Annotated in this window: 24 protein-coding genes and 1 pseudogene; 15 read left to right on the top strand and 10 right to left on the bottom strand. The window is 70.7% G+C overall.

Going from position 1 to position 24908, the window contains the following annotated elements; translation table 11 throughout:
• Window positions 1-2: 2 nt before the first annotated feature.
• The 4 genes from NF20_RS07915 to NF20_RS07900 all read left to right on the top strand — a co-directional run bounded on the left by NF20_RS07915 (window position 3) and on the right by NF20_RS07900 (window position 3816).
• Window positions 3-1139 (top strand): sulfotransferase family protein, encoded by a 1137-nt coding sequence (locus NF20_RS07915; protein WP_011725253.1) that lies wholly within the window; start codon window positions 3-5, stop codon window positions 1137-1139.
• A gap of 82 nt (window positions 1140-1221) precedes the next feature.
• A complete protein-coding gene (locus tag NF20_RS07910) occupies window positions 1222-2211 on the top strand; it encodes a hypothetical protein (protein ID WP_170945441.1) in 990 nt (329 codons plus the stop codon).
• Window positions 2212-2217: 6 nt separating this feature from the next.
• The gene (locus NF20_RS07905) at window positions 2218-3030 is read left to right on the top strand and encodes a mycofactocin-coupled SDR family oxidoreductase (protein ID WP_023899951.1); all 813 of its coding nucleotides are present in this window, start codon (window positions 2218-2220) and stop codon (window positions 3028-3030) included.
• Between the two features lie 15 nt (window positions 3031-3045).
• Window positions 3046-3816: an SDR family NAD(P)-dependent oxidoreductase gene (locus tag NF20_RS07900; RefSeq protein WP_023899950.1), complete on the top strand. Its 771-nt coding sequence runs from the start codon at window positions 3046-3048 to the stop codon at window positions 3814-3816.
• Between the two features lie 101 nt (window positions 3817-3917).
• Here NF20_RS07900 and NF20_RS07895 read toward each other — a convergent pair whose 3' ends face one another.
• The 6 genes from NF20_RS07895 to NF20_RS07870 are packed head-to-tail and all read right to left on the bottom strand — an operon-like array spanning window position 3918 to window position 10814.
• Window positions 3918-5024, bottom strand: a complete 1107-nt coding sequence (locus NF20_RS07895) for an enolase C-terminal domain-like protein (RefSeq protein WP_033710453.1) — start codon at window positions 5022-5024, stop codon at window positions 3918-3920.
• Window positions 5021-6043 carry an SDR family oxidoreductase gene (locus NF20_RS07890; protein ID WP_081293482.1) on the bottom strand — a complete coding sequence of 341 codons (1023 nt, stop codon included), beginning with the start codon at window positions 6041-6043 and terminating at the stop codon, window positions 5021-5023. The genes NF20_RS07895 and NF20_RS07890 overlap by 4 nt, the downstream gene beginning before the upstream one ends.
• A gap of 30 nt (window positions 6044-6073) precedes the next feature.
• On the bottom strand, window positions 6074-7870 hold the full coding sequence (locus NF20_RS07885) for a glycoside hydrolase family 15 protein (RefSeq protein WP_033710444.1): 1797 nt from the start codon (window positions 7868-7870) through the stop codon (window positions 6074-6076).
• Window positions 7863-9560 (bottom strand): GMC family oxidoreductase, encoded by a 1698-nt coding sequence (locus NF20_RS07880; protein WP_033717248.1) that lies wholly within the window; start codon window positions 9558-9560, stop codon window positions 7863-7865. The genes NF20_RS07885 and NF20_RS07880 overlap by 8 nt, the downstream gene beginning before the upstream one ends.
• Entirely contained in the window at window positions 9560-10306 is a 747-nt protein-coding gene (locus NF20_RS07875) for a gluconate 2-dehydrogenase subunit 3 family protein (RefSeq protein ID WP_019733238.1), read from the bottom strand. The genes NF20_RS07880 and NF20_RS07875 overlap by 1 nt, the downstream gene beginning before the upstream one ends.
• Window positions 10307-10313: 7 nt before the next feature.
• Window positions 10314-10814, bottom strand: a complete 501-nt coding sequence (locus NF20_RS07870; RefSeq protein ID WP_003876301.1) for a hypothetical protein — start codon at window positions 10812-10814, stop codon at window positions 10314-10316.
• 492 nt (window positions 10815-11306) lie between these two features.
• Here NF20_RS07870 and NF20_RS07865 point away from each other — a divergent pair, with 492 nt between their 5' ends.
• The 3 genes from NF20_RS07865 (at window position 11307) to NF20_RS07855 (ending at window position 15070) form a co-directional block, all read left to right on the top strand.
• Window positions 11307-11675: a hypothetical protein gene (locus NF20_RS07865; protein WP_003877789.1), complete on the top strand. Its 369-nt coding sequence runs from the start codon at window positions 11307-11309 to the stop codon at window positions 11673-11675.
• Between the two features lie 186 nt (window positions 11676-11861).
• Window positions 11862-14858 (top strand): acyl-CoA synthetase, encoded by a 2997-nt coding sequence (locus NF20_RS07860; protein ID WP_009977266.1) that lies wholly within the window; start codon window positions 11862-11864, stop codon window positions 14856-14858.
• Window positions 14855-15070, top strand: coding sequence for a Trm112 family protein (locus tag NF20_RS07855; RefSeq protein ID WP_023899945.1), 216 nt, complete (start codon window positions 14855-14857; stop codon window positions 15068-15070). Before NF20_RS07860 ends, NF20_RS07855 begins: the two co-directional genes overlap by 4 nt.
• On the opposite strand, the gene NF20_RS07850 is transcribed toward NF20_RS07855, so the two are convergent.
• The 4 genes from NF20_RS07850 to NF20_RS07835 all read right to left on the bottom strand — a co-directional run bounded on the left by NF20_RS07850 (window position 15036) and on the right by NF20_RS07835 (window position 18635).
• A complete protein-coding gene (locus NF20_RS07850) occupies window positions 15036-15659 on the bottom strand; it encodes a TetR/AcrR family transcriptional regulator (RefSeq protein WP_003876305.1) in 624 nt (207 codons plus the stop codon). The two genes, NF20_RS07855 and NF20_RS07850, sit on opposite strands and share 35 nt — an antisense overlap.
• Window positions 15660-15733: 74 nt before the next feature.
• Window positions 15734-16552, bottom strand: a complete 819-nt coding sequence (locus NF20_RS07845; protein WP_196236124.1) for an ABC transporter permease — start codon at window positions 16550-16552, stop codon at window positions 15734-15736.
• The gene (locus NF20_RS07840) at window positions 16486-17247 is read right to left on the bottom strand and encodes an ABC transporter ATP-binding protein (RefSeq protein ID WP_003877791.1); all 762 of its coding nucleotides are present in this window, start codon (window positions 17245-17247) and stop codon (window positions 16486-16488) included. Before NF20_RS07840 ends, NF20_RS07845 begins: the two co-directional genes overlap by 67 nt.
• 110 nt (window positions 17248-17357) lie before the next feature.
• Window positions 17358-18635, bottom strand: a complete 1278-nt coding sequence (locus NF20_RS07835; RefSeq protein WP_023899942.1) for an ammonium transporter — start codon at window positions 18633-18635, stop codon at window positions 17358-17360.
• Window positions 18636-18742: 107 nt separating this feature from the next.
• Here NF20_RS07835 and NF20_RS07830 point away from each other — a divergent pair.
• The 8 genes and pseudogenes from NF20_RS07830 (at window position 18743) to NF20_RS07795 (ending at window position 24893) form a co-directional block, all read left to right on the top strand.
• A pseudogene (locus NF20_RS07830) lies at window positions 18743-19359 on the top strand (DNA-3-methyladenine glycosylase).
• Window positions 19360-19370: 11 nt separating this feature from the next.
• Window positions 19371-20636 (top strand): tyrosine--tRNA ligase, encoded by a 1266-nt coding sequence (gene tyrS, locus NF20_RS07825; RefSeq protein ID WP_011725237.1) that lies wholly within the window; start codon window positions 19371-19373, stop codon window positions 20634-20636.
• 91 nt (window positions 20637-20727) lie between these two features.
• A complete protein-coding gene (locus NF20_RS07820) occupies window positions 20728-21096 on the top strand; it encodes a DUF732 domain-containing protein (protein ID WP_011725236.1) in 369 nt (122 codons plus the stop codon).
• Between the two features lie 28 nt (window positions 21097-21124).
• Window positions 21125-21919: a tetratricopeptide repeat protein gene (locus tag NF20_RS07815; RefSeq protein ID WP_088295121.1), complete on the top strand. Its 795-nt coding sequence runs from the start codon at window positions 21125-21127 to the stop codon at window positions 21917-21919.
• A 10-nt stretch (window positions 21920-21929) separates the two neighbouring features.
• Window positions 21930-22943 carry an HAD-IIA family hydrolase gene (locus tag NF20_RS07810; RefSeq protein WP_033710450.1) on the top strand — a complete coding sequence of 338 codons (1014 nt, stop codon included), beginning with the start codon at window positions 21930-21932 and terminating at the stop codon, window positions 22941-22943.
• A gap of 23 nt (window positions 22944-22966) precedes the next feature.
• On the top strand, window positions 22967-23152 hold the full coding sequence (locus NF20_RS07805) for a hypothetical protein (RefSeq protein WP_003876314.1): 186 nt from the start codon (window positions 22967-22969) through the stop codon (window positions 23150-23152).
• 8 nt (window positions 23153-23160) lie between these two features.
• Window positions 23161-23970 carry a TlyA family RNA methyltransferase gene (locus tag NF20_RS07800; protein WP_019732776.1) on the top strand — a complete coding sequence of 270 codons (810 nt, stop codon included), beginning with the start codon at window positions 23161-23163 and terminating at the stop codon, window positions 23968-23970.
• Window positions 23967-24893, top strand: a complete 927-nt coding sequence (locus NF20_RS07795) for an NAD kinase (RefSeq protein WP_003876316.1) — start codon at window positions 23967-23969, stop codon at window positions 24891-24893. Before NF20_RS07800 ends, NF20_RS07795 begins: the two co-directional genes overlap by 4 nt.
• Window positions 24894-24908 lie beyond the last annotated feature (15 nt).

Raw genomic sequence — 24908 nt, 5'->3', positions numbered from 1 at the left:
CAATGCCGGCAGTCAATGATCTCCTGCAAACCGCGGTTGCCCAGACCGGTCTCGACGATTTCGGGGATGATTCCTTTCGAGAAGGCCTCGAGATACTGTTGACGTCGCTGCGCGATGAGGCCCGGCTCAACGCCAAAGGTGAGGCCTTCATCTATCCGCGGATCACCGCATACCTTGCTCAGCGGCTGCAGGTCGAGGATTGGTACCGCCGGCATCCCGAGATCGACGAGGTGTCCCTCGAGTCTCCGCTGATCGGGCTCGGCTTGCCGCGCACAGGGTCGACGGCATTGTCGATGCTGCTCGCTCAGGACCCCGATGTCCGGTATCTGCGCAAATGGGAGTCCTCCCAACCGTGTCCGCCGCCGTCGACCGTGTGCGGTGTGGATCCGCGCATCCCGCCCGGCAAGGGGGAAATGATCGGCACTCGCCACCATGTGCCCACGGACGCCAACGGGCCGATGGAATGTCACGAACTGATGGCTCTGAGTTTCGCCTCCCACCTGTTCCAGTCGCTGGCCCAAGTTCCCACCTATTCGGCGTGGCTGGTGGCCGACGCCGACCTCACCTCGGCGCTCGCGTACGAGCGTCGGGTGCTCAAGCTGCTGGCCTGGGGTGAGCCGACGCGGCCGTGGAGGCTGAAATGCCCCTCGCACGTGCTCTGGCTTGACCGCCTGGCCGCGGTCTTCCCAGACGCCAAATTCGTGATGACGCACCGTGATCCGACCGACGTCATCCTGTCAGTCGCCGACCTCTACGCCGACATCATCGGCCAGTTCACCGACGACATCGACCGCCCCTATATCGGGCGGCTCAACGTCGAGCATTGGTCGTTGGGCATGGCCCGCACGCTGCAGTTCCGGGCAGCGGGCAACGATAACCGGTTCTATGACATCGACTTTCGCGCGATGCAGGCCGACCCGATCGGCGAGGTGACGGGATTGTATCGCTGGCTTGGCGAACAGGTCAGCGACGAATTCGAGGGCCGAATGAACAGCTGGTGGGCGCAGGCGGCAACCGAGCGCGAACCCAGCAGCCATGCTGACCCTGTTCAGTTCGGGATCGACCTGGATTCGATACGGCCGCTGTTCGCCGACTACATCACGGCCGCCGCCGACTGGACCGCACACGCCGACATCTAGGAGAGCCATGGCTATTGACCTCACTGGTGGCATCGACCCATCGCGCGAACTCGTGTTCGCTGAGCGTCCAGAGAACCCGGAGATGCGAGACTCGGTGAGCTTCTGGGTCGTCGACGATCGCGGCGAGATCGGCCTGCCGAGGATCGGAATCGAAGCCGTCGCAGCCAATTGGGATGCCCACGACATCCAAGTCAACGTCGCTTACCCCGACGGTCGGGTGTACCGCCTGAGAGCCAACGGTCCGTCCCTGCCCGCGGCGGGACCGGACGGCCGGCCGACGGTGTTGGGGGCAGGGGGATTGGCGTTCCGCTGCGTCGAACCATTTCACACATGGACGATGACCTACGAGGGCAAGGCCGTGCAGACGTCGTCGGCCGATCTGGTCAGCGGGCGCAAGGACGGCCCGTTGGTCGACGTCGCTTTTGAGGTTGAGGCCGCGATGGCGGTGCCGCCTTGGGTTCAGGGCGCCTTACACACCGATGCAGGCCAACAACTGAAGTCATCCATCGAGGGCAACCTGATGGGCGGCCCCCGCTATGAACAACTCTTTCGGGCGGCCGGGTCGGTGACGGTCGACGGCAGCGAGCGGCGGTTCAGCGGCACTGGTCTGCGGATCCGCCGCCAAGGGGTGCGCAAGCTAGCCGGCTTTTGGGGGCATGCCTGGCAGTCGGCGGTGTTTCCGAGCGGAAAAGCGTTCGGCTACATCGCCTATCCGCCGCGGCCGGACGGCCAGCCCACGTTCAACGAGGGCTACGTCTTTACCGGCGACGGGCCGCTGATCCCGGCGCGCGTCGTGCGGGCGCCGTGGCTGACGCGGTTGCAGGCCCTGGGCGAAGACGTGTCACTGGTATTGGAAACCGGCCACGGCGTCGTCGCCGTCGAGGGAGAGACGGTGTTCTCCACCCACGACATCCATCACGACGACGACTCCTACTCCGTACATGCCATGAAGAAGGAGATGCCCAGTTTCCCCGCACTGCAGCAAGCCGGTGTGCGCTACCGCTGGGACGGCGAGGAGACCTACGGCATGCTCGAACGCTCCAACCCGCTCGACAAGATTCATCGGGACTGAACTGCCGTGGCGGACAACAAAGTAGCTCTCATCACCGGAGCCGCGCGCGGGCAGGGACGTGCCCACGCGGTGCGGCTCAGCGCCGGCGGCGCCGACGTCATCGCGGTCGACATCGCCGGGCAACTACCCGAAAGCGTCCCGTATGAGTCGCCGACTCCCGACGATCTCGCCGAGACCGCGCGACTGGTCGAAGCCAACGGCCGACGCGCGATCACCGCGGCGATCGATGTGCGTGACGGCGACAAATTGCGCGCGGCCGTGGGCGACGCGGTCGCCGAGCTTGGCCGTCTCGACATCATCGTCGCCAACGCGGGAATCTGTTGCCCGGCACCATGGGACCAAATCACCGACCAAGCATTCCGCGACACCATCGACACCAACGTGATCGGCACGTGGAACACCGTCATGGCAGGCGCTCACCACATCATCGCAGGGGGACGGGGCGGGTCGATCATCCTGATCGGTTCCGCTGCAGGTGTGAAAATGCAAGCGTTCATGGTGCATTACACGGCGAGCAAGCACGCCATCACCGGCATGGCCCGGGCCTTCGCCGCCGAGCTGGGCCGCTACAACATCCGCGTTAACAGCCTTCACCCCGGAGCTGTCGACACGCCCATGGGAACCGGACGTATGCGCGACGCGCTCGAGTCGGCGGCCGCGACGTATCCCCATTTGGAAGGCCTGCACAAGCCGCTGCTGCCCGACGGCATTGCGCAACCCGAAGACATCGCCGACGCGGTGGCCTGGCTCGCATCGGATCAATCGAGATTCGTTACCGCATCCGGTATCTCGGTCGACCTGGGTGTCGCCTACTGCTAGCGAGAGGATGGGCCCGTGCGCGGATTACAAGGCAAAACATTCATCGTCGCGGGCGGAGCGACCGGAATCGGAGCCGCAACCGCCGAACGCCTCGCCAGCGAGGGAGCAGCCGTCACCGTCGGTGATATCAACATCGACGGCGCCAACGCCACCGCCGACCGGATCACGCAATCCGGCGGGCGCGCGATCGCGGTGGCATTCGACCTTGCCGACGAAGCATCCGTTCGGAACCTCGTGCAGAAGACCATTGGCGAGTTCGGCGCCCTCCACGGCCTCCACAACGTCGGCGCGGACCTATCCGTTGAGAACCTCGGCCGCGACACCACCCTGTTGGACACCGATTTCGATGTCTGGCGCCGCACGCTCGACGTCAACCTCCTGGGTTACGTGCGCACCAGTCGCGCCGTCGTGCCGCACCTCCTCGAGCACGGCGGCGGAAGCATCGTCAACACGTCCTCGGGAGGCTCGCTAGGCACCGACCCGATGCACGTCGCCTACAACGCCGCCAAAGCCGCCGTCAACCAACTCACCCGCCACATCGCGAACAACTGGGGCGCGCAAGGGGTCCGGTGCAACGGCGTCATGCCCGGCCTGGTCATGGGCGAAACCCAAAAGCAGCAGAACGACATTGCACTGCAGCAGATGTTCCTGCAGGCCGCCAAGGTCACCCGCCTCGGAGAACCGCGCGACATCGCCGCGATCACTGCCTTCCTTCTCTCCGATGAGGCCGAATGGATCAACGGGCAGGTGTGGTACATCGGCGGCGCCTCACACATGCGCCAGTAGCAGGATTGGTATTCCCGCGAACGCGGCGTCGATGCCCTCAATTGTCGGCCCCGCACTCGAATTCACGAAATGCGTGGGCCCACAGGTCGTGACGAAGCCAGTCAGCGCATCCGGTACCGGTCGGCGTCGCGCTGTTTGAACTCCAGCCCGAATCCGGGCCGCTGTTGATCGGGCCGCAGGGCGCCGCCCTGCGGCGACAGCGCGCCGTCGAAGAACGTCCGCTCGATGCGGTGGTGGTCGTGGAAGTACTCCAGGTGCCGCAGGTTCGCGACGGCGGTGGCGACGTGGGCATGCAGGTTGGGCGCGCAGTGCCCGGAGACGTCGACGTTGTGGGCGGCCGCCACGGCCGCCGCCCGCAGCCAGTCGGTGATGCCGCCGCACCGGGTGACGTCGATCTGCAGGCAGTCGACCGCGTCGGCAGCGAGCATCCGGTGAAAGTAGGCCAGGTCGTACCCGTACTCGCCGGCGGTGACGTCGGCGCTCACCTGGTCGCGCACCTCCCGCAGCCCGGTCAGGTCGTCGGAGGAGACCGGCTCCTCGAACCAGGTGACGTCGTGCTCGGCCATGGCGCGGGCCACCCGGATCGCCTGCTTGCGCCGGTAGCCGCCGTTGGCGTCCACATACAGTTCGGTGTCGGGCCCGATCACGGTGCGGGCCAGGGCAATTCGATCTAGATCGCGGCGCTCGTGCGACCCCCAGGACTCGCCGATCTTGATCTTGACGCGTGGGATCCGCCACTCGTGCACCCAGCGTTCCAGCTGGGCGCGGGTGGCGTTGTCGTCGTAGCTGGTGAAACCGCCGCTGCCGTAGATCGGCACCGAGTCGTGCGCCATGCCGAGCAGCCGGCACACCGGCAGGCCCAACAGCTTTCCCTTGAGGTCCCACAGCGCGGTGTCCACCGCGGAGATCGCGCAGGACACCAGGCCGGGCCGCCCGTTGTTGCGCATCGCGCGGACCATCGCCTGCCAGCGCGCCGGGACGTCCAGCGCGCTGTGTCCGGTGACCGAGCCGGCGAGCGCCCCGGTGATCAGCGCGGCGCAGGCGCCGTCGGCGTAGGTGTAGCCGATGCCGCGCCGCCCGCCGGCGGCCACCTCGGCCAGCACCAGCGTGGTCGACGACCAGGACAGGGTGCCGTCGGCTTCCGGTGCGTCGGTGGGGATTTGGTAAACCCGCGCGGTCACCTCGTCGATGGCCGGGTCGGGCGTCATCGCGTCCACCGGCGGGCCCGCGCCGCCAGCCAGGTGCCCAGCCCGGCGGCGCCGAGCGCGCCGGTGCCGCTGATTACCGGATGTTGGGAGGCCCACAGCTGCGGGCTGTGGGCGTGCGACGTGTCGTCGAATTCGCCGTGGGCGCCGTGATCGCTGCCCGGCTCCTGATCCAGCGGCTGCCAGAGGTTGTGCGGCCGGTCGCCGCCGACGGGCTGCTCGGTCTGCTGCGAGTCGTACCCGGTGCGGCCGAGGTAGCGGTCCAGCAACGGCGCCGCGAACTTCTGCGCGAGCAGCGTCACCATGGTGGAATCCCCGACCCAATACTGTTTGCGCCCTGGATGATCGGCGGCGTACAGCACGCCGCGGGCGGCGACCTCGGGCTGGTAGATCGGCGGCACCGGTTGCGGATGACGGGGCAGCCGGGACAGCACCCAGGAGAACTGCGGGGTGTTGACGGCGGGCATCTGCACCAGGGTGATCCGCACCCGCGAGCCCTCGTGCAGCAGTTCGCAGCGCACCGATTCGGTGAACCCGTTGACGGCGTGTTTGGCGCCGCAGTAGGCCGACTGCAGCGGAATCGACCGCTGGCTGAGCGCGGAGCCGACCTGCACGATGGTGCCGCGGTCGCGGGGCCGCATCTTGGCCAGCGCCGCCATGGTGCCGTGCACATAACCGAGGTAGGTCACCTCGGTCACCCGCTTGAACTCCTCGGCGCTGATCTCGCTGAACGGGGCGAACACCGAGGTGAAGGCGACGTTGACCCACACGTCGATGGGGCCGAAGGCGGCCTCGGTCTGGTCGGCGGCGGCGACGACGGCCGCGTGGTCGGCAACATCGGTCGGCAGGGCCAGCGCCTTGCCGCCGCCGGCCTCCACGTCGCGGGCCGCGCCCTGCAGCCCGGCGGCGCCGCGGGCCAGCAGGGCGACGTTCGCGCCGCGCCGGCCGAACTCCTTCGCGGTGGCCCGCCCGATCCCGGCGCTGGCCCCGGTGATCACCACCGTCTGGGTGGACTGTGTCATCGCAGAACTGCCTTTCGCTGCGGTCCGGTGTCAGTCATGGTGGACGGCGTCCTCCGCGAGGGTGGCGGTGCATTCCAGCATCAGCGCGTGCGCGAACGCCTGCGGCAGGTTGCCGCGCAGCTGGCGTTGCCGCACGTCGTATTCCTCGCAGAACAGCCCCGGCGGCCCGCACGCCGCCCGGTTGCGTTCGAACCAGCGCATCGCGCAATGGGTATGGCCCAGTTGATGTTCGGCCAGCGCCATCATGAACCCGCAGAGCAGGAACGCGCCCTCGGCCTCGCCCAGGTCGCGCTCGTCGTGCCGGAAGCGGTAGACGAACCCGTCGTCGGTGAGGTCGCGGCGCACGGCGTCCAGGGTGGCCCGGGTGCGCGGGTCGTCGGCGGGCACCGCTCCGCGCACCGGCGGCAACAGCAGCGAGGCGTCGACGCCGGGCAGCCGCGGGCTGCGCTGCCAATAGCCGTGCGGGTGCAGGCTTTCCGATGCGGTGTCGGCCAGGATCGCGTCGGCCAGCGACGCGCACGCGGTCAGCTCCGGGCCGGCGCCGGCAAGCTTTGCGACGGCGCGCAGCCCGGCCACGCAGGCCAGCCGGGACTGCGTCCACCGCTCGTCCTGAATCTCCCAAACCCCGTAATCCGGTTCGCGCCAGCGCTTTTCGATGGCCCGGATGGCGGCCTGGGCGGCGCGCCAGCCCTCGGCGTCGAGCCGGTCGGCGGCCCCGGCCACCGCCAGCAGCTGCAGCGCCTCGCCGAACACGTCGAGCTGGAACTGCTGGTTGACCCAGTTGCCGACCTTGTCGGTGCCGCCGGGGTAGCCGGGCAGGTCGAGGGTCTCTTCGCCGGGCACGGCGCCGCCGGTGACGGTGTAGGCGGGTTTGAGGTCGGCGCCGTCCTCGAGCAGCCGGGCGCCGATGAATCCCACTGCCCGGTCCAGCAATTCGGTGGTGCCGACCGCGGCGGCGGCCATGCCGGCGTACACCTGGTCGCGGATCCAGGCGTAGCGGTAGTCGTAGTTCTGGTTGGTGTGCGCGCGTTCGGGCAGGCCGAGCGTCGCCGCGGCGACCATGCCGCCGCCGCTGCTGGTCAGCCCGCGCAGCACCGCATACGCGTGCCGGCCGTCCCGGGGCGCGATGGTGCAGTTCAGCGCGGGCACGCTGCGCTGCCAGGCGGCCGCGGTGGCGTCCCAAGCCAGGCCGGGGTCGGGGAGCCGCTCGGGCAGGGTGCGTTCGGACAGCTCCAGCACCAGGTCGTGGCGGCCGCCCTCGTCGAGGGTGATCTCGCAGCCGAGCAATTCGCCGGCGGCGTGGCCGGCCGAATCGACCGGGCGGGCGTCGCAGCCGGCCAGCCAGCGCCAGCGCAACCGGCCCGACCGTCCGCTCCACACCCCGTCGTCGTCGAGCCGGGGCCGGCCGGGGCCGTGCTTTCCGAACTCGGCAGCCGGGGCCAGCAGCACCCGTACCCGCACCGTGCCGCGGCAGGCCACCAGGCGCCGCAGCAGCACCACCCGCTCCGGGTCGCCCGGAAAGGCCAGCGCCTCACGGCATTCCACGATGCCGTCGCGGGTGATCCAGCGGTTGCGCCAGATCAGCGTGCCCGGCTCGTAGTAGCCGCCCCACACGTGCCGCACGTCGGTCGGGGTGATCGCGTAAACCCCGCCGCCCCCAACGAGATTGGAGAACACGGCGTCGGATTCCCAGCGCGGCGCGCACATCCACGCCACGTCGCCCTGCGGGCCGATCAGCGCGCCCCGCTCGCCGTCGGCGAGCAGCGCGTACTCGCGCAGCACCCGGGGCGCGAAGACGGTCCCGGCATCGACGGTCTGCTCAGCCACGGGCCGCCGCCTTCGACCTCCGTCCGGCGGCGGTGTCGATCTTGCCGGCGGCCAACCGCTCGGCCAGCCGGGAGGCCAACGCCATGATGGTCAGCGCGGGATTGGCCGAGCCCTGGGTCGGGCACACCGACCCGTCGGCCACAAACAGGTTCGGCACGCCCCACACCCGGTGATCGGAGTCGACCACCGAGTTGTCCGGCCGGGTACCCATCCGGGCGCCGCCGATCAGGTGGGCGAACCGCTCGATGGTGAGCACATCCTGGGCGTCGGCGGCGCGCAGGATGTCGCCGATCACGTTGGTGGAGTAGGCCATGTTGGCCTTGTCGTTGTCGCACAGCGTGTAGTCGAACCGGGCCACCGGGATGCCGTAGGCGTCCTTCTCGTCCGCCAGCGTCACCCGGTTGTCCGGCTGGGGCAACAGCTCGTTGAGCACGCCGATGGTCGCCCAGTGGTTGTAGTCGCGCATGTACTCCCGCAACGCCCGGCCCCAGTGCCCGTCGGCCAGCACGTGTTCGGCCCAGCCGATCGGCATCGGCGACACCGTCTGGATGGAGAAGCCGCGGGCGAACCCGCGCGAGGAGTCGGTCTCGTAGAACTGCTCGGAGGTCACCTCCGGCGGAGGCGCCTTGTACATCCGAACCTCCTCCGACCACCGGCCCGCCGACTGGGTGGCGCCCTGGACCATCACATAACGGCCGACCTGGTCGTCGTTGTTGCCCAAGCCGTTCGGGAAGCGGTCGCTGACCGAGTTCAGCAGCAGGCGGGGCGTTTCGATCGAATACCCCGCGATGGCAACCACTTTGGCGCGCTGCAGCCGTTCGGTGCCGCCCGCCTCGTCGTAGTAGACCACGCCGCGGGCGGCGCCGCTGCCGTCGAGTTCGACGCGGGCGGCCATGCAGTTGGCGCGGATCTCCACGTCGTGCGCCAGCGCGTCGGGCAGGTGCGTGACGTACGGGCTGGCCTTGGCGTTGACCTTGCAGCCCTGCAGGCAGTAGCCGCGATAGATGCAGTGCGGGCGATTGCCGAAGGTGCCGTTGACGATGCCCACCGGCCCCACCCGCATCTCGATGCCGAGCTTGAGCGCGCCCTCCCACAGTTTGGCGGCTGCACCCGAAATAGGGTGGGGGGCAAAGGAATAGCGATGCGGATCGCCCCACGGCCAGTTCTGCCCGGCCACCGGCAGCTCCAGCTCGACCTGCTCGTAGTGGCGGCGCAGGTCCTCGTACCGGATCGGCCAGTCGGCCCCCACCCGGTCCAGGGTGTAGGTGGCGAAGTCGCTGGGATGGAACCGCGGGGTGTAGCCGGCGTAGTGGATCATGGAGCCGCCCACCCCACGCCCGGAGTTGTTCTTGCCCAACTCGATCGGGTCGGCGCCGCCGATGATGCGCTTCTGGGTCCAGTACAGCGGATGGGAGCCGGCCTCGTCGGACACCCAGTCCTCGTCGGGGTGCCAGAACGGGCCGGCCTCCAGGATCACCACCCGCCAGCCGGCGCGGGCCAGCCGCTGCGCCAGCACCGAGCCGCCGGCGCCGGCGCCGACCACGACCAGGTCGACCTCGTCGTCGTCGGCGTAGCGGCGCATGGTCCGTTCGCCGGGCAGGTCGCGCGAATGCACGTCGAGTAGGAAGCGGGAGTCGTTGTCCCGGGGTCCGACGGCCCCCTTGAGCAGGCCGCGCCAGAAGTCGCCCATCACAGCTCGCCGTTCTGCACGACCTGCACCGGGTCTTCGTCGGTGGCGCCGCGGGTCTCGTACGGCTCCCGCGCGGCCGCCGGCCCGGTGGCACCGCCGAGGCGCATGAACCCGCGCGGGTAGGCCGGGCCGCCGAAACCGATCTCGTTCCACGCCCACGGGTGAGAATAGAAGCCGGACAACGTCATTCGCATGCACACCGACCATGCGCGCTTGACGTTCAGGTTGTCCCAGCTGCCGCCGTGCAGCTCGCCCCGGGAGAATTCCTCGATGATCGCCTCCCGGGTCGGCGGCTCGGCGGCGGCGAACGAGTCGGCGCCGTATCGGCGCGACGCGGTCTCGTCCAGCCCGCGCAGCACAAGCCGCCAGGTGTCGCGGTCGTCGGGCATGTCGGCGTATTGGTAGCCGTCCAGGCGGCCGTCGGCGAGCTTGGCGTCGACCGACTCGGCGACCGGCACCCGCGGCTCGACGTCCTGGGCCAGCACCGTGTCGCAGAACGCGCGCAGGCACGGCTCCTCCTCGGGGCCGAAAAACCGCAGCGGCCCCGGCGGTTCCAGCCGGGCCAGCACCACGTTGCGGGTGGCCTCGTCCCAGTGGCCGGCGGTCTCGAGCACGTCGAAATCGGGGTAGCGCCCGATCATCTGCGGTGTGGTGCCGCGGCGCTGCCGGGGCAGCCAGGACGGGTGCGGTGGCTTGCCGTCGTCGCGCAGGTTGGGCAGGTGGTCGGGGCGAGAGGTGTCGGCCATCGGCTGCCTATCGCCGGAACCGTTCGCGGCGCAGGATCGAGGCCAGCAGCCCCATCCCGCCGACCATGCACATCAACCCGGGGGCGGCGATGGGCGGGCCCATCGGCACGTTGTAGGACGCGTGCTTCCATCCGCCCGGCTTGCGCGCCACCCCGCGGGCGTGCAGGTATTCGCCCATCAGGCCGTTGGCGGTGTAGACGGCGGCGGTGATGGGCAGCCAGACCTTGGCCCAGCGCCGGGAGAACACCCCGCCGATCCCGGCCACCACGACCGGCGGGGTCACCACGATCGGGCTCCACATCCATTTGTTGCCGAAGCTGGCCTTGTAGTGCTCGAAGTAGATCTCGGCCGTCGTGACCAGCGCCGCCATCGCTGTCAGCCCGGACAGCGAGCGTTCGAACCGGCCGTGCGCGACGTCGTAGAGCGCCCGCTCGGCCAGCTGCTGTACCTCGCCGAGGCCGTCGCCGCCGGCGGCCCTGCGCCGTCCGCCGTTGCCCAGCAACAACATGTGTCTCCCTTTCTCGCTCGCGTGATGCCGGCCGGTCACCCGCCGGTGTGCCGCGATGACCGCGCGGCCGCGTGGGTGATGCCGTGGGGATGGTGGCCGGGAAAAACCGGTGTCGTCATGACGCCGCCTCGCCTCCGCCGGAATGGACCGCACACAGCCTCCGGCCCCGGCACCGTCGGTAACGGCCGCGGAAGCCGCCCAGAGAACTGGTGAGCGCCCAGCTGTGAGTTTCAACCGAGGTGGTCTCGACGACGCGTCGTGACCGAAGCGCGTCGGCTGTGTACCCGCGTCCCCGGGGGTGCAAACGGGGCCCGCTGGCCGCCCGTGTCATCGGTTGTCGTTGGGATCGGTAGCGGCCCGGCCCGTCTGTACTGATTCGAGTTAGCCGATTAGCCATGCGGGGGATGCGGTGCCGGCGAATACTGGTCGGCACCGGTAATCCCGTCCGGGAAAGGGCGTGGGGCCATGTCAGGATTTCGGATCGTCAACGCGATGATCGCCGGGGCGCTGCTGTCCGGTGGCGTCGCCGCCGCCGGGCTGGGACTGGGCGCCGGGGCCGCCCACGCCACCAAGGGCCCGTTCACCTGGTGCCCGGGGCAGTCCATGGAGTGGCCGAGCGGCCCGAACTCCTCGCGCGGTCACCTGAACTACGTCTGGGACATGAACGTGTGCCACACCTGGTACGTCGTCCCCGACGGCTGGGGCAACGTCCCGCGCATCGCGCTCAACGGTCAGCAGACGCTGCAGAGCTCGAACGCGTGGGACGGCGACAACCCGCCGGGCGACAATCCGGGCAACGTCCAGTGCGGCCTGATGTGGTGCCCCAACCCCGGGGGCCAGGATCCCGGCTTCCACGGCTGAGTGCCGGTTGCCGGACGGCGAACCACCGCGCCGGCACCACGATGAGCTTTCCGCGCAGCACCGCACGGTCGCCGACCGCGCCGCCGGAAGGCGATTCGCCCGGGTCGCCGATGCGGGCCGACCACCGCCCTTCTAGCTGGCCCGATGTGCCATGATGTGCAAGCTGTCAAGACTCAGGGAGCGGCGGTGGATCTCAATTTGTCGATGGTCACGCGACCGGTCGGGCGGCTGATCGCCACGGCGCAGAACGGGCTGGAGGTCTTGCGACTGGGGGGATTGGAAACCGGCACGGTCGCGTCGCCGTCGCAGATCGTCGAGAGCGTGCCGATGTACAAGCTTCGGCGCTACTTCCCGCCGGACAGCCGGCCCGGCCAGCCGCCGGTCGGCCCGCCGGTGCTGATGGTGCACCCGATGATGATGTCGGCCGACATGTGGGACGTCACCCGCGACGAGGGGGCGGTGGGGATCCTGCACGCGCACGGGCTCGATCCCTGGGTGATCGACTTCGGCGAACCGGACAAGGTGGAGGGCGGGATGCGCCGCACCCTCACCGACCACATCGTCGCGCTCAGCCAGGCCATCGACACCGTCAAGGACGTCACCGGCGCCGACATCCACCTGGTCGGCTACTCGCAGGGCGGCATGTGGTGCTACCAGGTGGCCGCCTACCGGCGGTCGAAGAGCCTGGCCAGCATCGTCACGTTCGGTTCGCCGGTGGACACCCTGGCCGCCCTGCCGATGGGCATCCCGGCCAACTTCGCCGCGCCCGCGGCCAACTTCATGGCCGACCACGTGTTCAGCCGGCTGGCCATCCCCAGCTGGATGGCGCGCACCGGCTTTCAGATGCTCGACCCGCTCAAAACCGCCAAGGCGCGGGTGGACTTCCTGCGCCAGCTGCACGACCGGGAGGCGCTGCTGCCGCGCGAGCAGCAGCGCCGGTTCCTCGAGCGCGAGGGATGGATCGCCTGGTCCGGCCCCGCGATCTCCGAGCTGCTCAAGCAGTTCATCGCCCACAACCGGATGATGACCGGCGGGTTCGCCGTCAACGGCCAGATGGTCACCCTCACCGACATCACCTGTCCGGTGCTGGCCTTCGTCGGCGAGGTCGACGACATCGGGCAGCCGGCCTCGGTGCGCGGCATCCGGCGCGCGGCTCCCGACGCCGAGGTCTACGAATGCACCATCCGCACCGGCCACTTCGGCCTGGTGGTCGGCTCCAAGGCGGCCCAGCACAGCTGGCCGACCGTGGCCGCGTGGGTGAAATGGCTGTCCACCGGCGGTGACAAACCCACCGGCATCGACCCGATGGCGGACCAGCCGGCCGAGCACACCGACAGCGGGGTGGCCCTGAGCTCGCGGATCGCGCACGAGCTGGGGGAGGCCTCCGAGGCGGCGATCGGGCTGGTGCGCGGCGCGGCCAACGCGGTCGTCACCGCCAACAAGTCGGTGCGCACTCTGGCCGTCGAGACCGCCCGCACCCTGCCCCGGCTGGTCCGGTTGGGCCAGATCAACGACCACACTCGGATCTCGCTGGGCCGCATCATCGAGGAGCAGGCCCACGACGCCCCGCAGGGCGAATTCCTGCTGTTCGACGGGCGGGTGCACACCTACGAGGCCGTCAACCGGCGCATCAACAACGTCGTGCGTGGCCTGATCGAGGTGGGGGTGCGCCAGGGCGACCGGGTCGGTGTGCTGATGGAGACGCGGCCCAGCGCACTGGTGGCCATCGCCGCGCTGTCCCGGCTCGGCGCCATCGCGGTGGTGATGCGGCCCGACGCCGACCTGGCCGCCTCGGTGCGGCTCGGGGGCGCTACCGAGATCCTGACCGACCCCACCAACCTCGAGTCGGTGCTGGCCTCGGACCGGCAGCTGCTGCGGCAGGTGCTGGTGCTCGGCGGCGGCGAGGCGCGGGACCTGCACCTGCCCGAGGACTCCGCCGAGCAGCCGTATGTCATCGACATGGAGAAGATCGACCCGGACGCGGTCGAGCTGCCCGGCTGGTACCGGCCCAACCCGGGGCTGGCCCGGGATCTGGCGTTCATCGCGTTCAGCGCCGCCGGCGGCGAGCTGGTGGCCAAGCAGATCACCAACTACCGCTGGGCGGTGTCGGCGTTCGGCACCGCGTCGACGGCCGCGCTGGACCGCCGCGACACCGTGTACTGCCTGACGCCGCTGCACCACGAGTCGGCGCTGCTGGTCAGCCTGGGCGGCGCGGTGGTCGGCGGCACCCGCATCGCGCTGTCGCGCGGCCTGGACCGGGACCGCTTCGTGCAGGAGGTGCGCCAGTACGGCGTCACCGTGGTGTCCTACACCTGGGCCATGCTCCGCGAGATCGTCGACGATCCCGCGTTCGTGTTGCACGGCAACCACCCGGTGCGGCTGTTCATCGGCTCCGGCATGCCGACCGGGCTGTGGGGACGGGTGGTCGAGGCGTTCGCGCCGGCCCACGTCGTCGAGTTCTTCGCCACCACCGACGGGCAGGCGGTGCTGGCCAACGTCTCCGGTGCCAAGGTGGGCAGCAAGGGCCGGCCGCTGCCCGGCGCCGGGCGCATCGAGCTGGGCGCCTACGACACCGAACACGACCTGATCCTGGAGAACGACCGGGGCTTCGTGCAGATCGCCGAACCCCACCAGGTGGGGGTGCTGCTGGCCGCCTCCAACGGCCCGATCGACCCCAGCGCCTCGGTCAAACGCGGCGTGTTCGCCGCCGGCGACACCTGGATATCGACCGAGTACCTGTTCTACCGCGACGACGACGGCGACTACTGGCTGGCCGGTCGGCGCGGGTCGGTGGTGCACACCCCGCGCGGCGTGGTCTACGCCGAGCCGGTCACCGACGCGCTCGGGTGCATCAACGGCGTCGACCTGGCGGTGACCTACAACGTGCCGGTGGGCGGGCACGAGGTGGCGGTGTCGGCGGTGACGCTGCTGCCGGGCGCCTCCATCACCGCGGCCGACCTGACCGAGGCCTGCGCCAAGATCCCGATCGGTCTGGGCCCCGACATCGTGTGCGTGGTGCCGGAAATGAACCTCAGCGCGACGTACCGTCCCACCGTCAGCGCGCTGCGGGCCGCCGGGATCCCGAAGGCGGGACGCCAGGTCTGGTATTTCGACGCCGAATCCGGGCAGTACCGCCGGCTGACGCCCGCCGCGCGCGCCGAGCTGAGCGGCGGCCGGTCATGATCGACGCGGCGCTGCTGAACATCCTGGTGTGCCCGGCCGACCGGGGGCCGCTCGTGCTGGTGGGCCAGGAGCTGCTGTACAACCCGCGGCTGCGGCGCGCCTACCGCATCGAGGACGGCATCCCGGTGTTGCTCATCGACGAGGCCCGCGACGTCGACGACGAGGAGCACGCCCGGCTCATGGCGCAAGCCCGTCCGGCAGATCCCCGGTGAGGTAGCGCTGCAGGTTCGGCGCGATGGTCGCCGCGATCTGCTCGGGCGGCAGCGACGCGAACGGCTCCAGTTCCAGGATGTAGCGCGCCATCACCACACCCACCAGCTGCGAGGCCACGAACTGGATGCGGATCACCCCGCTGCCCGCCGGGTTGTCCACGCGGGGGCCGACTTCGACGCCGATCACGTCCTGGATGAAGGTGCGGAACAGGCTGATCTCCTCGCCGGCCAGAATCGAGCGCAGCGTGGCGATGAACGCCGCGCCGACCTCGGAATCCCACAGCGGCAACAACATCGACGGCAGGGCGTAGCCGAGGTCGTCGACCGGAACCTCCCGCAGCGGGCCGATCACCTGCATCGGGTCGATGGGAATCTGCACGGCCGCGGCGAACAGCTTCTCCTTGGTGCCGAAGTAGTGGTGTACCAGCGCCGAGTCCACCCCGGCCGCCGCGGCCACCGCACGGATCGAGGTGTTGCGAATACCGTTGCGGGCAAACAACTCCCGGGCACTGGCCAGGATCCGCTCCCGGCTGCCGGAGGACCCGGCCGGCCGGCCGCGGCGGCGTCGCGGCGTGCCGGTGGTCGTCACGCGGGGCCGTCCGTCACGCTAGGACCCTCCGTGGCGACCCGCTGCGCCCGGCTGCGCCGCGCTTGCGATCGCCACTAGGGCGTCCGTCGCCGCAGTGTCGCCGCGGCCAGGCACAGCGCCGCCAGGGCGAAGCCCAGCACCACGACGATGTCCCGCACCGCGATGAAGGTCAACTCCGGGTGCGTCCCCACCTGTTGCAGGGCCTCCAGCGCGTAGCTGGCCGGCAACACATTGCTGATCCATTGCAGCCAGTGTGGCATCAGCGCCCGCGGCACGATGATGCCGGCCAGCAGCAACTGCGGCACCATCACCAGCGGAATGAACTGCACGGCCTGAAACTCGGTGCGGGCGAAGGCGCTACACAACAGCCCCAACCCCACACCCAGCACCGCGTTGACGATCGCGATCACGAACACCCACACCGGGCTGCCCGCGGTGTCGAAGCCCAGCAACCAGAACGACACGATGCACGCCAGGATCGCTTGCGCCGCAGCGGCTAGGGAGAACGCGGTGCCGTAGGCGATGAGCAGGTCGAGCCGGCGCAGCGGGGTGGTCAGAATCCGCTCCAGCGTTCCCGACGCCCGTTCCCGCTGCATGGTGATCGCCGTGATGATGAACATCACGAACAGCGGGAACAGGCCCAGCAGCACCAGGCAGGCGTTGTTGAACGGGGTCGGCCCGCCCGGGCGGTGCGGGGCGTTCTCGAACATGAAATACATCAGGGTGATCACCAGCACGGGCACCAGCAGGATCATCGCCACGCTGCGGTGATCGCCGGCCAGCTGGCGCAGGATCCGCGTCGTGGTCGCGGTGTATCCGCGCAGCGTCAGCCGGCTTCGCGCATGGTGCTGCGCTTGATGATGGACAGAAACGCGTCCTCCAGTGACGTGCATCCGGTGTCCTCTCGCAGTCGGTTCGGGGTGGTGTGGGCGACCAGCCGCCCTTCCCGCATCAGCAGCAGGTCGCCGCAGTGGTCGGCCTCGTCCATCACATGGCTGGACACCAGCAGCGTGGTCCCGCCGCGGGCCAGCGCGGCGAACTGATCCCACAGGTCGGCGCGCAGCACCGGATCCAGGCCCACGGTGGGTTCGTCCAGCACCAGCAGGTCGGGCCGGCACACCAGCGCGCAGGCCAGCGACACCCGGGTGCGCTGACCACCGGACAGGTTGCCGCACAAGGCAATTCGATGATCGGTCAGCCCCACCCGATCGATGGCGGCGTCGGCGGCCTGGCCGTCGAACCCGTACAGCGCCGCGAAGTAGCGGACGTTGTCCACCACCCGCAGGTCGTTGTAGATGGTCGGGTCCTGCGGCAGGTAGCCGACCCGGTGGCGCAGCTCGGCGCTGCCGGCGGGTTTTCCGAGCACCGTGACGCGGCCCTTGGTGAGGATCTGGGTGCCCACGATGCAGCGGATCAGGGTGGTCTTGCCGCAACCGGACGGCCCGAGCAGCCCGGTGATGCTGCCCTTGGCGATCTGCACGGAGAAGTCGTGCAGGGCCGGGCGTTTGCCGCGGACCACCCGCAGGTGCTCGATGCGCACCGCCGGTTCGGCCCCGCCGATTAATTCATCACCGGATGAACTCATCATGTGATGAATATTCGTCCCGCGCGTCGGCGTTGTCAAGGCCTTGGTCCAGGCCCCGCGAAACGTGTTACTGCGGACGGGGTTATGCGGGCGCCGACGACCGTCGCGCGGGGCTACTTCAACCGGTCGCCGGGGCCCGGGCGGCGCTGCGGCAGGTGACCGTGCACGCCCTCGGCGTAGGCGGTCTCGGCGTGCTGGGTCAGGTCGACGCCGGTGGTCTCGTCCTCGGCGCTGACCCGGAAGCCGATCACCCGGTCGATGGCCTTGGCCAGCAGGAACGACACGGTGAACGCGTAGAGCGCCACCGCCGCGATCGCCAGCGCCTGCTTGCCCAGCTGGGCCACGCCGCCGCCGTAGAACAGCCCCTGCGGGCCCGCCGTCATGACCGCCGTGGCGAACAGCCCGATCAGCGACACCCCGACCACCCCGCCGACGAAGTGCACACCGACCACGTCGAGCGAATCGTCATAGTTGAAGCGCAGTTTCGCGCCCACCGCGAACGAGCACACGACGCCGGCCGCCAGCCCGACCACCGTCGCCCCCAGCGTGTTGACGGTGCCGCAGGACGGGGTGATGGCGACCAGGCCGGCGACCACGCCCGAGGCGGCGCCGAACGTGGTGGGCCGCCCGTCGCGGATCTGCTCGACCGACAGCCAGCCCAGCATGCCCAGGCAGCCGGCCACCAGGGTGTTGAGAAAGATGGCCGCGGCGGTTCCGTTGGCCGCCAACGCCGATCCGGCGTTGAACCCGAACCAGCCGAACCACAGCAGCCCGACGCCGACGAACAGCAGCGGCAGATTGTGCGGCCGCATGGCGTCCTTCTTGAAGCCGATCCGCGGCCCGAGCACCAGCGCCAGGGCCAGCGCGGAGCTGCCGGAGACGATCTCGACCACCAGCCCACCCGCATAGTCCAGCACGCCCAGCCGGGCCAGCCAGCCGCCCGGCCCCCAGACCCAGTGCGCCACAACCGAATACACCGCAACTGTCCACACCGGGACGAAAACCATCCAGGCGGCGAACTTGGCGCGGTCGGCGATCGCGCCGCTGACCAGCGCCGCGGTGATGATCGCGAACGTCAATTGGAAAGTGGCGTACAGCAATTCGGGGACCGCGCCGTGTGTGGTGTCGGGAGTGATGCCGAGCATCCCGAAATGCCGCAGATTGCCCACCAGCCCGCTCATCCCGTCCTGGGAGAACGCCATCGTGTAGCCGACCAGCAACCAGGCCACGGTCACCAGGGGGATGGAGATGAAGCTCATCATGATCATGTTGAGCACGCCGGTGGTGCGGACCATGCCGCCGTAGAAGATCGCCAGGCCGGGGGTCATCAGCAACACCAGCGCGGTGCTGGCCAGCAGCCAGGCCGTGGCGGCCGGATCGATTCCGTGCATGTGGGCTCCTTGGGGTCCCGGGACACCGGGATATTGCCATGTTCGGGCTGCCGGTAGGTTCGTTGGGTTGCTGAAAGGGATCTGACGTGGTCGAGGCGGGACGACGATTGCGCGACGCTGCCGAGCAGCTGCTGGTCGACCCGGTCGAGGCTGCCCGCCGGCTGCTGGGCGCCACCCTGACCGGACGGGGCGTGAGCGGGGTCATCGTCGAGGTCGAGGCGTACGGGGGAGTCCCCGACGGGCCCTGGCCCGACGCCGCGGCGCACTCCTACAAGGGGCTGCGGGCCCGCAACTTCGTCATGTTCGGCCCGCCCGGGCGGCTCTACACCTACCGCAGCCACGGCATCCACGTCTGCGCCAACGTGTCCTGCGGGCCCGACGGGACCGCCGCCGCCGTGCTGCTGCGGGCCGCCGCTCTCGAGGACGGCACCGACGTCGCGCGCGGCCGCCGCGGCGAGTTGGTGCACACCGCGGCGCTGGCCGCGGCCCGGGCAACCTGTGCGCCGCCATGGGAATCACCATGGCGGACAACGGAATCGACCTTTTCGACCCGGACTCGCCGGTGACCCTGCGGCTGCACGAGCCGCTGACCGCGGTGTGCGGGCCGCGGGTCGGGGTCAGCCAGGCCGCCGACCGGCCGTGGCGGCTGTGGCTGCCCGGGCGCCCGGAGGTGTCGGCCTACCGGCGAAGTCCGCGGGCGCCCGCCCCCGGGACCAGCGACTAAAGTCGGCGGCGATGTCTTCCGGGATCCTCGACGAGCTGGGCTGGCGCGGCCTGATCGCGCAGTCCACCGACCTCGACGCGCTGGCCGCCGAAGCCCGGCCGATGACCGTGTACGCCGGCTTCGACCCCACCGCGCCGAGCCTGCACGCCGGACACCTGGTGCCGCTGCTAGCGCTGCGCCGGTTCCAGCGCGCCGGCCACCGCCCGATCGTGCTGGCCGGCGGCGCCACCGGCATGATCGGCGACCCGCGCGACGTCGGCGAGCGCACCCTCAACGAGGCCGACACCGTCGCCGAGTGGACCGAGCGGATCCGCGGCCAGCTGGAGCGGTTCGTCGACTTCGACGAATCCGCCACCGGCGCCGTCGTCGTCAACAACCTGGACTGGACCCGCCAACTGTCGGCGATCGAGTTCCTGCGCGACCTCGGCAAGCACTTCTCGGTCAACGTCATGCTGGACCGCGACACCGTCCGGCGCCGGCTGGAGGGCGACGGCATCTCCTACACCGAGTTCAGCTACATGCTGTTGCAGGCCAACGACTACGTCGAGTTGCACCGGCGCTACGGGTGCGTGCTGCAGATCGGTGGGTCCGACCAGTGGGGCAACATCATCGCCGGGGTGCGGCTGGTCCGTCAGAAGCTGGGCGCGACGGTGCACGCGCTGACGGTGCCGCTGGTGACCGCCGCCGACGGCACCAAGTTCGGCAAGTCCACCGGCGGCGGCAGCCTGTGGCTTGACCCCGCGCTGACCACGCCGTACGCGTGGTACCAGTACTTCTTCAACACCGCCGACGCCGACGTGATCCGCTACCTGCGCTGGTTCACCTTCCTGAGCGCCGACGAGCTGGGCGAGCTGGAGCGGGCCACCGCCGAGCGCCCCCAGCAGCGCGCCGCGCAGCGGCGGCTGGCCCGCGAGCTGACCGTGCTGGTGCACGGCGAGGCGGCCACCGAGGCGGTCGAGCACGCCAGCCGGGCGCTGTTCGGGCAGGGAGAGCTGGAGCGCCTCGACGCGGCCACGCTGGCGGCGGCGCTGCGCGAGACGTCGGTCGCCGAGCTCAAACCCGGTGCGCCCGACGGGATCGTCGACTTGTTGGTGGCCAGCGGCCTGTCCGAGAGCCGCAAGGCCGCCCGGCGCACCCTCGGCGAGGGCGGCGTCTCGGTCAACAACGTGCGCATCGACCGCGAGGACTGGGCGCCGCAACCGTCCGACTTCCTGCACGGCAAATGGCTGGTGCTGCGCCGCGGCAAGCGCACCATCGCCGGGGTGGAAAAGCTGTAGACCGCCCGCCGGCCCGACGGCCGCGCAAAACGCCGTACGTGTGCACAATCTTTACCTCACCGTGTCGTCGACGTGACCGTGGCCGAGCACTGTGGTCACGGTGATTTTCGCGAGGCGGGTGCGGTTGACCGGACTGATCGTGGGGGTGCTCGCCGGGCTGGCGGCGCTGGCCGGGACGCTGTCGGCGCCGATCCGCGCCGACATGCTGGGCAACGCGTTCCTGTCGGCGCTGACCAACGCCGGGATCGCCTACACCCAACCGACCAGCACCATGGCGATGGGACAGTCGGTGTGCCCGAGGCTTTTTGAGCCCGGCGGCTCGTTCGACGCGGTCGCCGCCGACATGGCGCAGCGCGCCGGAATGTCGTACGAGACCGCGGGCAGGTTCACCATCGTGGCGATCGCGACCTACTGCCCGGCGGTGATCGCGCCGCTGCTCGGTAACCGGCTGGCATCCTGAGCGCGGGGCGGCCCGTATTCTCGGCAGCGTGGTCGACGACAGGCACCCGCAGCGCGGCGAACGGCGGACCCGGCCGGCGTCGTGGTCCGGCCCGGGTCGTGCCCGCCCCGCCCAGCCGCAGACCCCGGCGCGTCGGGGTGCCCCGCCCGACCGCGCGGCGGGCGACGGGCCGCCGATACCGCCGGGGGTGGAGGCCAAGCAGCTGGCCCCCGACATCCGCCGCGAGCTGAGCACCCTGGACCGCGCCACCTCCGACGCGGTGGCGCGGCACCTGGTGGCCGCGGGCGAGCTGCTGGACGAGGACCCGGAGGCGGCGTTGCGCCACGCCCGGGCCGCGCGGGCCCGGTCGTCGCGGATCGCCGCCATCCGCGAGGCGGTCGGCATCGCCGCCTACCACTGCGGCGATTGGGCCCAGGCGCTGGCGGAGTTGCGCGCCGCCCGCCGGATGGGCAGCAAGTCCGCGCTGCTGGCCCTGATCGCCGATTGCGAACGCGGACTCGGCCGTCCGGAGCGCGCGATCGAGCTGGCCCGCGGGCCGGAGGCCGCCGAGCTGTCCGGCGACGACGCCGACGAGTTGCGCATCGTCGCCGCCGGGGCCCGCGCCGACCTTGGCCAGCTGGAGCAGGCGCTGACGATTTTGTCCACGCCGCAACTGGATTCGACCCGCACCGGCTCCACGGCGGCGCGGCTGTTCTACGCCTACGCCGACACGCTGCTGGCGCTCGGCCGCAACGACGAGGCGCTGCAATGGTTTCTGCACGCCGCGGCCGCCGACCTCGACGGCGTCACCGACGCCGAAGACCGGGTCAGTGAACTCGCTTGACGTGTCCGGCGTGAAAACCCTTGCGCAGCAACATGATTGCCTGCTGATCGACCTGGACGGGACGGCGTTTCGCGGGCGTTCGCCCACCGAGGGCGCGGTGCAGGCGTTGGCGAGGCTGCCCGGGCGCGCGTTGTTCGTCACCAACAACGCATCCCGCAGCGCCGGCGAGGTCGCCGCGCACCTGACCGAGCTCGGCTTCACCGCCACCGCTGACGACGTGGCGACCAGCGCCCAGAGCGCCGCCCACCTGCTGGCCGGCCAGCTGCCGGCCGGCGCGCCGGTGCTGATCGTGGGCACCGAGGCGCTGGCCGGCGAGATCGCGGCCGTCGGGCTGCGCCCGGTGCGCCGCTACGACGACGGCCCCGTCGCCGTCGTGCAGGGCCTGTCCATGACCATCGGCTGGCCGGACCTCGCCGAGGCGGCGCTGGCCATCCGGGCCGGCGCGGTGTGGGTGGCCGCCAACATCGACCTCACCCTGCCCACCGAGCGGGGACTGCTGCCCGGCAACGGATCCCTGGTGGCCGCGGTGGCCGCGGCCACCGGCGCCACCCCGCAGGTCGCGGGCAAACCGGCGCCGGCGCTGCTGCGCGACGCGGCGGCCCGCGGCGACTTCCGCGCGCCGCTGGTGATCGGCGACCGCCTCGACACCGACATCGAGGGCGCCAACGCCGCCGGGCTGCCCAGCCTGCTGGTGCTCACCGGGGTCAACTCGGCGCGAGACGCGGTGTACGCCAAGCCCGCCCGGCGCCCCACCTACATCGGCCACGACCTGCGCGCCCTGCACCAGGACGCCGCGGCGCTGGCGGTGGCGCCGCAGCCGGGCTGGCGGGTCGACGTCGGCGACACGGCCATCACGGTCAGCGGCGACGGACGCGACGGCGGGTCGGGCGACGGGCTGTCGGTGGTCCGCGCGGTCGCCAGCGCGGTCTGGGGCTCGCCGGACGCCGGCACGCTGCCCATCCGGGCCGGCGACGACCGGGCCCGCGCCGCGTTGGCGCGCTGGTCTTTGGTGCGCACCGACTAGCGGGTGACTAGCGTGGTAACGCGATGAGTATCGATCCCGATCAGATTCGCGCTGAAATCGACGCCTTGCTGGCCAGGCTGCCCCAGCCCGGGGACACCGAAGACCCCGACAAGGCCCCCTCGCTCGACGAACTCGAAGAGATCGCACGCCGGCTCTCCGAGGCGCACGACGTGCTGCTGGCCGCGCTGGAGTCGGCGGAGAAGGGCTGAGTGCGCGGATGTCTCGACGCGCCCGCGTTGACGCCGAGCTGGTCCGGCGCGGCCTGGCCCGGTCGCGCCAGCAGGCCGCGGAGCTGATCGGCGCCGGCAAGGTGAGCATCGACGGGATGCCGGCCCGCAAGCCGGGCACCGCCGTCGCCGTCACCGCCGCCCTGACCGTCGCCGCGGACGGCGAACGCGGCTGGGTGTCCCGCGGGGCGCACAAACTGCTGGGCGCCCTGGACGCCTTCGAGATCGCGGTGGCGGGCCGCCGCTGCCTGGACGCCGGCGCGTCGACGGGTGGGTTCACCGAGGTGCTGCTGGACCGCGGGGCCGCCGAGGTGGTCGCGGTGGACGTGGGCTACGGCCAGCTGGCCTGGTCGCTGCGCAGCGATGCGCGGGTGGTCGTGGTGGAACGGACCAACGTGCGCGACCTGACACCGGACGCGATCGGCGGGCCGGCCGACCTGGTGGTGGCGGACCTGTCGTTCATCTCGCTGTGCACGGTGTTGCCGGCGCTGGCTGGCTGCGCCGCGCCGCACGCGGATATCGTTCCCATGGTGAAGCCGCAGTTTGAGGTGGGCAAGGGCCAGGTCGGGCCCGGGGGTGTGGTGAACGACCCCGAATTGCGCGCGCAGGCCGTGCTGTCGGTCGCCCGGCGCGCCGACGAGCTGGGCTGGCACCCCGTCGACGTCACCGCCAGCCCGCTGCCCGGACCGTCGGGAAACGTCGAATACTTCCTGCGGCTGCGCGCCCGCACCGACCGCCCGCTGGCCGGCGACGCGCTGTGCCGCGCGGTGCGGCGCGCGGTGGAAAGCGGACCGCAGTGACCCCGGCCGAGCGCACCGTCCTGATGGTGGTCCACACCGGCCGCGAAGAAGCAACCGAGACGGCACGCCGAGTGCAGAAGGTGCTGGGCGACAACGGGATTGCGCTGCGTGTGCTGTCCGCCGAGGCGGTCGACCGGGGGCCGCTGCACCTGGCGCCCGACGACATGCGGGCGATGGGCGTCGAGATCGAGGTGGTCGACGCCGACCCGCTGGCCGCCCGCGGCTGCGAGCTGGTGCTGGTGCTCGGCGGCGACGGCACGTTTCTGCGGGCCGCGGAATTGGCGCGCAACGCCGACATTCCGGTGCTCGGCGTCAACCTCGGCCGGATCGGTTTTCTGGCCGAGGCCGAGGCCGAGGCCATCGACAAGGTGCTGGAACATGTTGTGGCGCGCGACTATCGGGTGGAGAACCGGATGACGCTCGACGTCGTGGTGCGCCATCAGGGCACGGTGTCCGACCACGGCTGGGCGCTCAACGAAGTCAGCCTGGAAAAGGGCCCGCGGCTCGGGGTGCTCGGGGTGGTGGTCGAGATCGACGGCCGGCCGGTGTCGGCCTTCGGCTGCGACGGCGTGCTGGTGTCGACGCCCACCGGATCCACCGCGTACGCGTTCTCCGCGGGCGGCCCGGTGCTCTGGCCCGACCTGGAGGCAATCCTGGTGGTGCCCAACAACGCTCACGCGCTGTTCGGTCGCCCCATGGTCACCAGCCCGGCCGCCACCATCGCGATCGAGATCGAGGCCGACGGCCACGACGCCCTGGTGTTCTGCGACGGTCGCCGCGAGATGCTGATACCGGCCGGCAGCCGGATCGAGGTCAAACGGTGTGACACCGCGGTGAAGTGGGCCCGGCTGGACAGCGCCCCGTTCACCGACCGGCTGGTGCGCAAGTTCCGGCTTCCGGTGACCGGGTGGCGCGGCAACTGACGGCGCGAACGGGAT

The organism is Mycobacterium sp. MAC_080597_8934 (assembly GCF_000523975.1).
In the GTDB taxonomy this organism is placed as follows: Bacteria; Actinomycetota; Actinomycetes; order Mycobacteriales; family Mycobacteriaceae; genus Mycobacterium; species Mycobacterium avium.
The sequence above is the reverse complement of the archived record's forward strand: the minus strand, read 5'-3'. Positions and strand labels throughout refer to the sequence as shown.